Raw genomic sequence first — 12,341 nt, forward strand, 5'->3', positions numbered from 1 at the left:
CGCCGCCATGTCCATCGACTTCGAGATCCCCGCCGAGGCCAAGGCCGTCCGCGAGCGCGTGCGTCAGTGGGTGCAGGACGAGTGCATCCCCGCGGAAGCCCGGTTGACCGACAAGGAAAGCTACAAGACGGTGCTGGCCGAGCTGCGCGCCAAGGCCCGCGCCCAGGGCCTGTGGCTGCCCTTCGCGCCGAAGGAATACGGCGGTATGGGGCTGGGCCCGCTGGCCAACGCCCTGGTCCAGATGGAGTTGGGCATGAGCCACCTGGGCGCGCTCAGCATGAACAGCCAGGGGCCGGACGACGCCACCATCCTGACGCTGATCGCCCACGGGACGGAGTTTCAGAAGGAGAAGTTCCTCAAGCCGCTGCTGAACGGCGAGAAGCGCGTCTGCTACTCGATGACGGAGAAAGCCGCAGGCGCCGACGCCACCGGCATGCGCACCACCGCGGTCAAGGACGGCAACGAGAACTACGTCCTGAACGGCGAGAAGTGGTTCTCGTCCGCCGCCAGCGCCGCCGACCTGGCCCTGGTCATGGCCCGCACCGATCCCGACGCCCCGCGCCACCAGCAGTTCTCGACCTTCATCGTCGAGCTGCCGAGCCCCGGCTACAGGATCAAGCGCGACATCCCGACCATGGCCGCCGAGAGCGAGCTGTCGCACATCATGGGCGGCGGCCACTCCGAGATCGAGATCAAGGACCTGGTGGTCCCGGCCGAGAACCTGGTGGGCGGGGAGGGCCGTGGCTTCGACATGGGCCAGCACCGCCTGGCCTACGGCCGCCTGCGCCACGGCATGCACAACATCGCCATGGCCCAGCGGGCTCTCGACCTGGCCGCGGCCCACATCACCACCCGGGAGACATTCGGCAAGAAGCTGGACGAGCGCCAGGCGGTCCAGTTCATGATGGCCGAGTGCGCGAGCCAGCTCTACATCGCCCGCCTCATGTTGCTGCACATCGCCTACAAGGCCGAGAAGGGCATGGACATGCGGCAGGAGAACTCCATCGCCAAGGTCTACCTCGCCCACATGGTCCACCACGTGGTGGACACGGCGATCCAGCTGCACGGCGCCCTGGGCTACAGCCGCGATACGCCGCTGGCGGCCTGGTACACGCACATCCGCTCGCAGCGGCTGGTGGACGGGCCGGACGAGGTGCACCGCTGGACGGTGGGCCGCAACGTGATCAAGGCGTTCAAGGCCAGCGGCACAACCGCCGGCGCCTGCGGCGGCGACCTGCTCTAGGCTCGACGAGCCTCGGCCTGCCGGTCCGCCGGCGTCAAGGCGGCGACCATGGCGGCGAGGAGCTCGGTGACGCTCAAGGGCTTGGGGATCACGTCGTCCATGCCCGCGGCGCGATAGCTGGCCAGCTGGTGGGGCATGGTGTTGGCGGTCACCGCCAGGATCGGCGTGCGCGGCCGGCCCAGCACCGCTTCCCGGGCGCGGATGGTCATGGTGGCGGTCGGGCCGTCCATCATCGGCATCTGCACGTCCATGAGGATCAGGTCCCAATGGGACGACTCCCAGGCGCGAACCGCCTCGGCGCCGTTCTCCACGAGGGTGGGATCCACGTCGAACTGGGCCAGCAGCGCTTTCAGCACCATGCGGTTGACCGGGTTGTCCTCCGCCGCCAGCACGCGTATCGCCCCTTCCGCGAGACGGCTGGGCAGGTGCGGCGCCTCATGCGACGGCGGGGCGCGCTCCACCTGGCGCAGCGGCAGTTCGACGGCGAAGGTGCTGCCCTGGCCGGGGGCGCTGCCCACGGTGATCGCCCCGCCCATGGCGTGGCACAGCTCCTGGCAGATGGCGAGACCAAGGCCCGTTCCACCGTGCTCGCGGGTCGCCGAGGCGTCGGCCTGGACGAACTTCTCGAACAGCCGGGCGACGCGATCCGGGGCGATGCCGATGCCGGTGTCGGCCACTTCGAACCGCACCCCGGCGGCGCTGCGGGCGATGCGGACGGAAACCTCACCCTTGCGGGTGAATTTGATGGCATTGGAAAGGAGGTTGGACAGCACCTGCCGAACTCGGGCGGAGTCTCCCCGCCAGAGCCCGCCGACGGCCGGATCGACATCGAGGGTGAAGGCCAGGGACTTTGCGTGGGCGTGGACCGCGAAGGCCGCATGTGCGCCCTCGACGACCTCGCGGAGGTCGAAGTCCTGCATCTCCAGCGAGAGGCGGCCCGCTTCGATCCGCGAGATGTCCAGCAGATCGTCCAGCAGTTCCATCAGGGCGCCGCCGCTTTCGCGGATCACCCGCAGGCGGTCGCGTTGCAGGGGCGCTAGCGGGTCCATGGCCATGGCCTGGGCCATGCCGAGCACGCCGTTCAGCGGGGTGCGGATCTCGTGGCTCATGACGGCCAGGAAGTCGCTCTTGGCCCGGTTGGCTTCCTCGGCGGACTTGCGCGCCTCGTGCTGGACGCGCGCCACGCGGTGGGTCTCGGTCACGTCGAGGTAGCTGGCCAGGCACAGGCTCCAGGGGCCGCCCACGTCGGAGGTCAGGCGGAACTGGGCGCGGACCACCCTGGCCGGGCCGTCGTCGACGCCCAGCTCGGCGTCGAAAGGCGGGACGTTGCCATCGGCGTCGATCGCGTTCAGGCCTTCGCAGAGCGCGTGCAGGAAGTCGGGACCAAACCCGCCCAGGCCGCCGTAGCGGCTGAAAAGGTTGCGCGCGGCGGCGTTGGCCTCGATCAGCACACAGTCCTGGTAGAGCGCCTCGGCGGTCGCGTATTCCGCCCGGGCCAGGTCCCCCGGCCGACCTCGCGAGCGGAACGGCGGATGAAGCCGTTCGTACAGGGCGGTGGCGTCGAAGCAGATCAGGGCGACCGGGCTGTTGTCGAACACCATCCCCCAGCGCTCGATGCTGGCCTTGGCCTCCCGGCCCATCTGCCGCAGGGCGTCGCGCTCGGCTCCCATCGAGGTCGAGAGGCGAACGATGAACGCCGTGAAGGCGATTCCGCCGAGGGCGAGCAGCAGGGTGTCGGTCAAGCCGAAGTCCGGGCCGACGAGCGCCGCGTAGAGGGGGGCCAGGACGAGGAGGGCCGCTGGCGGCGTGACCATGCTGGCCATGGCCAGGCGTGACCCTGACGCGCGGATGGCGTTGTTGAGCGCCACGGCGCAGAGCAGCACCGCCGCCCCCGCCAAGCCAAGGGGATTGGGGTCCGCGATCACCACCGCGGCGATCGCGGCATAGGTCGCGGCGCTGAACGCCAGCCCGAAGGCGGCGCAGGCGCGGGGGCCCGGGGCGTCCGGCGCCGCCAGCACGCGGCGGCCCAGCGCGCCCTCCAGCATGCCGGCCGCCAGGGTCACCGCCAGCCACACGGCCACCAGCGGGCTGTGCGTGCTCAACCAGACCAGGACTGCGATCAGCCCGGCTTCGGCGGTTCGGCTGCGACGCGCTTTTGCGCGACCCCGGATGACCCGGGCGAACCGATTGTTTTCGTCGTCCTGCGCTTCGCGCATGGGCGGGGGTCCGATCATTCGGCGGGGGAGGGACTCAGGTCGATCTTGAGGCGCAGAGCTGCGACGACCCGGTCCTTCGCCAGGCGATCGCCGCCCGCGTGGTGGATCCACTGCAGGTCGGGTTGAAGGGTGATGCGTCGGGTCAGCTTGTCGGAATAGGTCAGCTCGACGCCGGACTCCGCCCGGGCCGGACGGCCGCCCGCGTCGCGCAGGTTGTCGCGGAACTTGCGGCCGAGCACGCCTTGCTGCAGGCCGAACGAAAGCTGGCTGTCGGGCCGGCTCGCCACGGGGCGTCGGATCAGGACGCCGGCCTGCCAGCCGCCGCGGAAGGGCGTGGTCGCGCCGTCCGAGACGCCGACGCGCAGGAAGATGCGGCCCTCGGGCCCATCCTCGGACCCGAACATCCGCTGCTCGCCCAGCACATAGGCGCCCTGGGCGCGCCGGCGGACGGGTTCGCCGGATGGCCCGACGCCGCGGATATCCTCCTGCCGGTGGCTGTAGCGCCAGGCGCCGGCCGAGACCCGGGTCGGTCCTTCCGTGCCCGCTTCGGCGACGGTCAGCACGCCGTCGCCGAATTCCCAGTCAACGCCGCCGGGATCGCCGAGCACGCCCGACCTGGCGTTAAGCACGGCGGCGCGCGCGTAGCGGCCTTCGCCCAGGTCGACGTTCACCCGGAGGCCGAGCGCGGTGGAGGGGAAGATCGACGGTCCGTTCGGACCGGTGGCCGCGAGCTCGGAGCCGATGCCGAACGACGGATTGAGCAGCAGGCCGGCCGACTCGTTGGCGTAGAACTCGCTGTTCAGGTTGTAGAGACCCGTGCGGACCGACGCCGGGCCGAGACCCTGCTCCAACCAGAGTTCGAACAGCCGCAGGCGGGGGGTCGTGACCTCGATGTTGTCGACGCCCTGCAGGGTCCCCGCGACGTCGTTGGGCGCGCCGCCGGAATTGTTCAGCGCATAGGCGTGCAGCATCGCGCCGCGCCAGCCGACCGCCTTCTCCAGGTCGAGGTCCGCGGTCAGGTCCAGGTTGTCCAGATAGCGGCCGGCCCGGGGGCGGACGCCGCGGGTCACGCCACTGACGTCGGCCGTGTACACGGCCGCGACGCTGAGGGCGGGTTCAGGCTCACCGGCGGCGGCGGGACCGACGGCCAGGAAGGCCACAGCGGAGGCGCCGGCCAGCCACGCGGGCCTGGGTGGGAAGGACATCTAGGCGGTCTCTCGACGGGTTTCACGATGGGAACCTGCCGTAAGGCCACTAATTCACGGTTAAAAATGGGAATTGATTCGATGGCTGAGGTGAAGATGAAGTCTTTACCGCTCGTAAATCATATCAAGTCTCCAGCAATGCCTGTGGTACCTTATGTCGCATGTGGGAATTACGGGGAAATTCGGGATGTGGAGGTATCGAACAAGTGAGCCAAGGTCTTGAGGGCGATCTTCCGACCTGGGGTATGATTTACGGGGCCGAAATACATTGCCCGTACTGTCACCCCCGACAATCGGGTGACGCATGAAGTTCGACTCCATCAACGGCAAGGTCATCGCGGCCGGCGCTATCGTGCTGGTCCTGGCCTCCGCCACCGCGGCGGCCGGCCTCTGGGCCGCGACACATCTCAGCGGCGCGCTGACGCGCGCGATGCGCTCGAGCGAGGTCGTGCGGCTGCACATGGACTCCGACATGATGCATGACGCCCTGCGGGCCGACGTGCTGATGGCGCTGCGCGCCGCCGACCCGGCCAGCGGCGTGACCTTCACCGAGGTCAAGGCCGACCTGGACGAACATGCCAAGGGCTTCCGGGACGACATCCGGCGCAACAAGGCCCTGGCCACGGACCCGGCCTCGCGCGCCGCCCTGGCGGCCGTCGAGGCGCCGCTGGGCGACTACATTGCGGGCGCCGAGAACATCGTGGGCCTGGCCGAGCGCGACCTCGCCGCGGCCAACGTCGCCATGCCCGCCTTCCTCCAGCAGTTCACGACCCTCGAGGGCGCGATGGAGGAAGCCACCGGCAAGATCGAAGCCAGCGCCAAGGCCGAGGCCGACGCCGCCAAGTCGGCCGCCCTCGCCGCGCAGATCCTGATGGGCGTGCTGATCCTGGTCGGCGTCGCGGTGACCGGCGTCATCGTCCTGGCCGCCCGCCGCGTCCTGGTGAAGCCGCTGATCGACGTGACCAGCGCACTCGACCGGCTGTCCAAGGGCGACCTGACCGTCGATCCGCCCCACACGGGCCGCAAGGACGAGATCGGGCTGATGACCCGAGCGCTGTTCGCGTTCAAGCAGGCGGTGGCGGAACGCCAGGCCGAGCTGGAGGCCGCCGACAACCGCGCCGCCATGGACGAGGAGCGCACCCTGAACGAAGCGCGGCGCGCCAAGGAGGAGGCGGCCCGCGAGCGGGTCGTCAGCTCACTGGCCCAGGCCCTCGCCAGGCTGAGCCAGGGTGACCTGGCCGCTCGCCTCGACGCCCGTTTCCCAGACCAGTACGAGGAGCTGCGCGCCAACTACAATTCCGCCGTCGACAAGCTTGGCCAGACGATGTCGTCGGTCATCGCCTCGGCGCGCGGCATGCGCACCGGCTCCGACGAGATCAGCCAGGCGGCCGACGACCTGTCGCGCCGTACCGAGCAGCAGGCCGCCAGCCTGGAGGAGACCGCCGCGGCGCTCGACGAGGTCACCGCCACGGTCCGCCGCTCGGCCGAGGGCGCCGGCAAGGCCCGCCAGGTGGCCGATGCCGCCCGGGGCGAGGCGCAGCGTTCGGGCGACGTGGTCGGCAAGGCCACCGAGGCCATGAGCGCGATCGAGAAGTCCTCGGCCCAGATCTCCAATATCGTCGGCCTGATCGAGGAGATCGCCTTCCAGACCAATCTGCTGGCGCTGAACGCCGGCGTCGAGGCGGCCCGGGCCGGCGAGGCGGGCAAGGGATTCGCCGTCGTGGCCTCCGAAGTCCGCGCGCTCGCGCAGAGGACCGCCGAGGCGGCCAAGGAGATCAAGGGCCTGATCCTGGCCTCCGGCCGCCAGGTGGGCGACGGGGTCGAACTGGTCACCCAGACGGGTGAGGCGCTGGAGACCATCCGCGCGACGGTTTCCGAGATGCACGGCCTGGTCAGCGAGATCGCCGCCTCGGCTCGCGAGCAGGCGGTCGCCCTTTCCGAAGTCAACACCGCCATCAACCAGATGGACCAGGTGACCCAGCAGAACGCCGCCATGGTCGAAGAGACCACCGCGGCAAGCCACAGCCTGGCGCGCGAGGCCGAGAGCCTCGCGGGCCTGATCGGCCGCTTCCGTCTCACCCCGGCGGAAGAGGTCCTGTCGGCGCGCGCCGCCTGAGCCCCACGGGCGCGCGCGTTCCCGGCCGGAGCCCGCGGGTTCCGGCCGGGGCCGACTTTGGGGCGCCGAATGGGCCCCTGCAGCATCGACGAAGTCTCGGTGCGTCGAATTACCGCAAGCCTGCGCGAGCCAGGCCGCCGAGGCCGGCGGCCGGCGTTGCGCAGGTCGCGAGCGGGTGGGTTGATGCGGACACGTTCGACGAAATTCCATAACCAGAACAATGGTGTATCGCGGTGTCCGATTCCTCCTCGGGAGCGCGGCGTAGAGGAGGGGGCGGCGCACGCCGCCGGGGCGGCGGCGGCGTGCCGAGAGGGGCTGCAGAGCGCGAGCGCACAACGGTATCGCGCCATTAACTGTGGAACCCTAACGCTTGGACATCGACCTGCAGGGGACCCAGTGTTGAGCCAGATCGCCGCCTTCGCCGACGAAGACACCCGCCGCGCCCTGAAGGCGTTAAGCGCCGACGTGCAGGCGTCGCTGGCGCTCAACCGGACGCTGCTGCAGACCCTTGCGGCCTTGTCTCCGAGCCTCAATGCGGCGGCCGAGCGGGCGCTTGAGCACGAGATCGAGCAGGCGCTGCAGCAGTCGGCGCCCGAGCGCGTCGTCGAACTGATCGAGGGCGCCCGCGACCGGATGCAGGATGCGCCGGACCAGGTCGAGATGATGGGCGCGCTGGAATTCGCGTTGATCGCCGCGGCCGACGCCCTGCCGGACATCTGCGACCTGGAAGCCGCCGAAACCGCCAGCCTCGCGCGCGGCTGAACCGGGATCCCTGAAGGACGCCGGCCGGCTCAGGCCGCCGGCAGCACCCGGGCCCGCACGCGCCGCAGGCCCTCCAGGATCGAGTCCGCGCCCGCCGCCCCGGCCTTGTCGCCAAGGGTCGCCAGCAGGCGGATCCCATCCACATGCACATCGATCGCCGGCCAGTTCGCGGGCTCGCCGCCGCGGAACCAGTCGGCCAGGTCGCAGAGGCTGAACGCCGCCTCGGCCAGGGCCTTCAGGCCGAACGAACCGGCGAGGCCAAAGATGGCGTTGCTGACGTCGTAGATGGCGCCGAACGCCGAGAGATCGCCGCTGGCCCGTCCCTCGGCCGCAAGGACCGTCATCTGCTCGGCCTTCTCGACGAGCGACGAGATCGAGGCGCCGCGCGTGGATTCGACCCGGGTCTCCGCGGCGCGCACGGCGTTCTCGATGGTCCGGCCGCCGGGCTCGCGGGTGATCTGGGCGAGCTTGTTCTCGACGGCGAAGACGCGGGCTTTGCTGGTCATAGGGAGACAGCTTTCGGACTGAACAGGGCGTCGATTTCGTCCTGCTCGAGGTTGGGGGTCTTGGCGATGCCGACATCGGCCGAAAGGTCGTCGTGCCGACGGCCCTTCATGCCGACCGGCGGGCCGAGCGCTTTCACGCGGCGGTCCGGGCCACAGTATCCTGGGGAGCTGACGAACTTCCTCTGGTCGTTCATCAGCCAGACGATCCGCTGCATCATCACCATCGGCGCGGCCGGCTTGGCGACCACGAAGCTGGCGCCGGCGTCGCGGCCGCGGAAGACCTGCGACGGCTTGGTGTGGCCGGTCACCAGGATCACCGGCGCGAAACTGTTGGGGTCGAGCTCCGCGCGCCGCAGCCAGCTGATGAACTCATAGCCCTCGGCGTCGGCCAGCGCGCTGTCGATGACGATCAGGTTGATCGGCCGTTCCTGGGCCACGGCCTTGCATTCCACGAGGGTCTGGCAACGGCGGGGCGAGTGGACGCCGAAGCCGGCGAACATCTCGCACATGATGTTCAGCCCCTGGAGGTCGCCGCACGCCAGCAGGACGTCGGCCATCGACAGGTTGACCCGTTCGGATCTGCTGGGCGGCTGGCTCACGGCTCAATCCCAGAAGGTAAGGACCTCCCCGGCGTCGACCGCGGGGGGAGAACCGGGGCTGGACAGGCGGCGCGCCTGTTCGGTGAGCGTCAGGAGGCGGAGCGCGCTGTCGACGTCGGCGCCGACGTCGGCCGGGGCCGCATCGGCCAGGGCGCGGACGAACGACGCCAGGCCCGAGAGGCGCTGGCTGAGCAGGTCGGCGGCCTGGGCCTCCATCATCGCGTTCGGGTCCGAGGCGGCCGCGGTCACCACCAGGCGCGAGATGAGGTCCTGGAGCTGGTCGCCGATGGCGACCAGGTCGGTGACCTCCTGGGCCACCAGGTCCAGGGATTGGGCCAGGGGCCGGTGCGCCGCGGGTAAGCTCATCAGAACAGCTCCAGGGCGCCGGAATCTTGGGCGGGCGCGGCCGGTTGACGGCGCTCGGTCGCGAAGACGCGGGCCTCGGTGGGGGCCAGCAGGATCTGCCGGGCCCGGCCGCTCGAAGGCCAGTACTGGATGCGCCGGGCGCGGTCGCCGCGCAGCGAGCCGCCGACGTGACGCAGGCCCTCGTCGCGGATGAACCGCTCGGCGAAGGCGGAGTTCTGGCCGCCGACGTCCGACAGGCCGTCGAACAGGTGCGCGCCGCCGAACAGCTTCACTTCCAGGCGGTCGCGCCGGCAGCCCTTGCGAAGCAGGGCGTTGAGCAGCAGTTCCATCGACTGGACGCCGTAGCGCAGGCCTTCGTCGCCGGCCTCGCCGGGCAGCAGGAAGTGGTTCATCCCGCCGATGCCGGTGATCGGATCACGGATGCACGCGGCGACGCACGACCCCAGGATGGTGGTCAGCACCACGTCGTCGCCTTCGGCGACATGGAACTCCCCCTGGATCACATGGATCTTGCGGGGTTCCGCGTCGTAGGCGTGGTCGTGTCCGCCCAAGCCCAGATTCACGTGAGGGCGCCGAAGATCGCTTCGATCTTTTCCTTGAGGGTGCCGACGGTGAAGGGCTTCACGAGGTAGTTGTTGACCCCGAACTGCACCGCGCGCTGGACCAGCTCCTTGTCGGCCCGGCCCGTTAGCATGATGAAGGCGGTCTTCTGGATCGGCGGATGCGAGCGGATCGCGCGCAGCAGGCCCAGGCCGTCCAGCTTCGGCATGTTGTAGTCCGAGATCACGAGCTGGACCGGGCGCGACAGCATGTGACGCAGTCCGTCCTCGCCGTCGGCGGCTTCGTGGATCGTCCGGAAGCCAAGCTGTTGCAGGCCCGTGCGGACCAGCGAACGGATGGTCTGTTGGTCGTCGACGACGAGGCAGGGGATGGAGGAGGCCGCCGGCATGTCAGCGTTCCGTTTCTTTGTTCGTGAGGTTGCGGATGGCGGGTCCCAGCTTTTCCAGGGGGAGCTGGCGTTCGACCGCGCCAAGTTCGAAAGCGGCGCGGGGCATGCCGTAGACGACGCAGGTCGCCTCGTCCTGGCCCAGCGTCCGGGCGCCCGCTTCCCGCATGGAAAGCAGGCCACGCGCACCGTCGCGACCCATGCCGGTCAGGATCACGCCGACGGCATGGTCCTTCGCGGCGCGGGCCACGGACGAGAACAGTACATCCACCGAGGGGCAATGGCCGCTCACGGGGTCGCCCTGGGAGACCCGGCACCGCAGGTGCCGCGTGCCCTCGACTTCCAGGTGGAAATCGCCGCCCGGGGCCACGTAGACCCGGCCGGGGACCAGGGGGTCGCCGTCGCGGGCTTCCGAGACCGTGGCGGCGGAGGTGCGGTTCAGCCGTTCGGCGAAGCTCTTGGTGAAACTCGCCGGCATGTGCTGGGCGATCACCGTCGGCGCGCAGTTGGCCGGCAGGCGTTCGACGATGGTCAGCAGGGCCTCGACGCCGCCGGTGGACGAACCGATGGCCACGATCCGCTCGGAGGGCGTGAAGATGTCCACGGCGAGAGGCTCGGCGCGGACGGCGCGCTGGCGCACACGGGCGCGGGCGGCGATCTTCACCTTCTCGGCCAGGCGGCTGAAGCCAGCCGGATCGGAGCCGCCGGGCTTCTCGACGCAGTCGATCGCGCCCAGTTCCAGCGCCGTCAGCGTGGCTTCCGTCCCGCGGGCGGTGAGGGTGGAGACCATCACCACCGGCATGGGCCGCAGCCGCATGAGGCGTTCCAGGAAATCGAGGCCGTTCATGTTCGGCATCTCGACGTCCAGGGTGATGACATCGGGGTTCAGCGTCTTGATCGCCTCTCGGGCCTCCAGCGGATCGCCGGCTTCGCCGACGACCTCCAGGTCCGGATCGGCCGACAGCGAAGCACTGATCAGCCGGCGCATGGTGCTTGAATCGTCGACGACGAGGACGCGGATCATCGGGCGACCTCGGCGATGCGTCGATAGGTGGTCACGCCATCGGGCTTGTAGAGGCTGGTCGCCGGGCCCTGGATCCGTTCGGAGTGGCCGATGTAGAGGGCGCCGCCCACCTTGTTCAGGGGCGCAAAGCGGCTCCACAGGCGGGCCTGGGTGTCGTCCTCGAAGTAGATCGCCACGTTGCGGCAGAAGATCGCGTCGAACGCGCCCTTCATCGGCCAGTCGCCGATCAGGTTCAGTTCGTTGAAGGTGATCAGCGCGCGAAGCTCGTCGGCCATCTTCACCCGGCCGTCGGCGGACGGGCTGGTCCAGCGCTTGCGGCAATTCTCCGGGACCCCGTCCAGTAGGTGGTCGGCGTAGGTCCCCGAACGGCCCTCCGCCACCATGTTCGGATCGATGTCGGTGGCCAGCACCTTCACGTCGCGGTCCGGAGCCTCCGGCATCAGCGACAGGATCGTCATGGCGATCGAGAAGGGCTCCTGGCCGCTGGAGCAGGCGGCCGACCAGATGCGCACCTTGCCGCCGCGACGCGCGGCGTCCAGCAGGGGCGGCAGGACCTTGTCCTTCAGGTGCTCGAAATGGTGCGGTTCGCGGAAGAAGCGGGTGACGTTGGTGGTCAGCGCCGCCAGCATCTTCTGCCGTTCGTCCACGCCTTCGGCCGCCGAGACCAGGGCGCAGTAGTCCTTGAAGCTGGTGAGGCCCAGCGCGCGCAGGCGCTTCGCCAGCCGGGAATAGACCAGCGTCGCCTTGGCGTCGGGCAGGTGGATGCCGGCGTCGCCATGCACCATCGCCGAGATCCTGCGGAAATCGGCTTCGGTGAAGGCGAATTCGCCATCGACCATGTTTGCGCCCTGGCGCGTAGATGTCGGCGCGCTGGCGTTCATTAGGCGGCTTCGAGCTCCATGTCGGGCAGCACGCGCTCGAGCCCGATGAGGCTGATCATCCGGCCTTCCATGGGGATCAGGCCGCGGACGAAGGTCTTGGCCGTCTCGGACGCGACGTCCGGGGTCGGCTGGATCATGTCGTCGGTGATCGTCAGGATGTCGCTGACCGCATCGACCAGCAGGCCCACGACCTGCTCGCCGATCTGGGCGACGATGATGACGTTGCGGTCGCTGGCCTCGGTGCTCTCGAAGCCCAGGCGCGAGGCCAGGTCGACGATCGGCAGCACGGCGCCGCGAAGGTTGATCACGCCCTTCACGAACGAAGGGGACTGCGGCAGCGCGGTGGCTGCGGTCCAGCCGCGGATCTCGCGGATGGCCATGATGTCGACGCAGAACTCCTGGGCGCCGATCCGGAAGGAGATCAGCTCCTTCATGCCGCCAGCGTGCTGGCCGCTCTGACTAACGATCTGGTTCATG

The 12,341-nt window shown here is 69.7% G+C and carries 13 protein-coding genes; 3 read left to right on the forward strand and 10 right to left on the reverse strand.

Features of this window, described 5'->3' with window-relative positions:
- Window positions 1-7: 7 nt before the first annotated feature.
- On the forward strand, window positions 8-1,243 hold the full coding sequence (locus tag EPO51_RS01115) for an acyl-CoA dehydrogenase family protein (RefSeq protein ID WP_293345079.1): 1,236 nt from the start codon (window positions 8-10) through the stop codon (window positions 1,241-1,243).
- On the opposite strand, the gene EPO51_RS01120 is transcribed toward EPO51_RS01115, so the two are convergent.
- A complete protein-coding gene (locus EPO51_RS01120; protein WP_293345081.1) occupies window positions 1,240-3,459 on the reverse strand; it encodes an ATP-binding protein in 2,220 nt (739 codons plus the stop codon). The two genes, EPO51_RS01115 and EPO51_RS01120, sit on opposite strands and share 4 nt — an antisense overlap.
- A gap of 14 nt (window positions 3,460-3,473) precedes the next feature.
- Window positions 3,474-4,664 carry a carbohydrate porin gene (locus EPO51_RS01125; protein ID WP_293345083.1) on the reverse strand — a complete coding sequence of 397 codons (1,191 nt, stop codon included), beginning with the start codon at window positions 4,662-4,664 and terminating at the stop codon, window positions 3,474-3,476.
- A gap of 304 nt (window positions 4,665-4,968) precedes the next feature.
- Between EPO51_RS01125 and EPO51_RS01130 the strand changes: the two genes are divergently transcribed.
- Together EPO51_RS01130 and EPO51_RS01135 are read left to right on the forward strand one after the other, a co-directional pair.
- Window positions 4,969-6,780, forward strand: coding sequence for a methyl-accepting chemotaxis protein (locus tag EPO51_RS01130; RefSeq protein WP_293345085.1), 1,812 nt, complete (start codon window positions 4,969-4,971; stop codon window positions 6,778-6,780).
- Between the two features lie 399 nt (window positions 6,781-7,179).
- Complete coding sequence (locus EPO51_RS01135; RefSeq protein WP_293345087.1) at window positions 7,180-7,542, forward strand: hypothetical protein; 363 nt, start codon at window positions 7,180-7,182, stop codon at window positions 7,540-7,542.
- Between the two features lie 29 nt (window positions 7,543-7,571).
- Here the strand turns inward: EPO51_RS01135 and EPO51_RS01140 are convergent, their stop codons facing one another.
- The 8 genes from EPO51_RS01140 to EPO51_RS01175 are packed head-to-tail and all read right to left on the reverse strand — an operon-like array spanning window position 7,572 to window position 12,340.
- A complete protein-coding gene (locus tag EPO51_RS01140; protein ID WP_293345089.1) occupies window positions 7,572-8,048 on the reverse strand; it encodes a hypothetical protein in 477 nt (158 codons plus the stop codon).
- Window positions 8,045-8,647, reverse strand: coding sequence for a response regulator (locus EPO51_RS01145; RefSeq protein WP_293345091.1), 603 nt, complete (start codon window positions 8,645-8,647; stop codon window positions 8,045-8,047). Before EPO51_RS01145 ends, EPO51_RS01140 begins: the two co-directional genes overlap by 4 nt.
- A 3-nt stretch (window positions 8,648-8,650) precedes the next feature.
- Window positions 8,651-9,013: a hypothetical protein gene (locus EPO51_RS01150; protein WP_293345093.1), complete on the reverse strand. Its 363-nt coding sequence runs from the start codon at window positions 9,011-9,013 to the stop codon at window positions 8,651-8,653.
- Entirely contained in the window at window positions 9,013-9,564 is a 552-nt protein-coding gene (locus EPO51_RS01155) for a chemotaxis protein CheD (protein ID WP_293345508.1), read from the reverse strand. Before EPO51_RS01155 ends, EPO51_RS01150 begins: the two co-directional genes overlap by 1 nt.
- 8 nt (window positions 9,565-9,572) lie before the next feature.
- A complete protein-coding gene (locus EPO51_RS01160) occupies window positions 9,573-9,962 on the reverse strand; it encodes a response regulator (RefSeq protein ID WP_293345095.1) in 390 nt (129 codons plus the stop codon).
- A gap of 1 nt (window position 9,963) precedes the next feature.
- A complete protein-coding gene (locus EPO51_RS01165; protein WP_293345097.1) occupies window positions 9,964-10,983 on the reverse strand; it encodes a protein-glutamate methylesterase/protein-glutamine glutaminase in 1,020 nt (339 codons plus the stop codon).
- Window positions 10,980-11,822 carry a CheR family methyltransferase gene (locus EPO51_RS01170; protein ID WP_293345099.1) on the reverse strand — a complete coding sequence of 281 codons (843 nt, stop codon included), beginning with the start codon at window positions 11,820-11,822 and terminating at the stop codon, window positions 10,980-10,982. The genes EPO51_RS01165 and EPO51_RS01170 overlap by 4 nt, the downstream gene beginning before the upstream one ends.
- 41 nt (window positions 11,823-11,863) lie before the next feature.
- Window positions 11,864-12,340: a chemotaxis protein CheW gene (locus tag EPO51_RS01175; RefSeq protein ID WP_293345101.1), complete on the reverse strand. Its 477-nt coding sequence runs from the start codon at window positions 12,338-12,340 to the stop codon at window positions 11,864-11,866.
- Window position 12,341 lies beyond the last annotated feature (1 nt).

It is taken from the genome of Phenylobacterium sp., assembly GCF_004297125.1.
Taxonomy (GTDB): domain Bacteria; phylum Pseudomonadota; class Alphaproteobacteria; order Caulobacterales; family Caulobacteraceae; genus Phenylobacterium.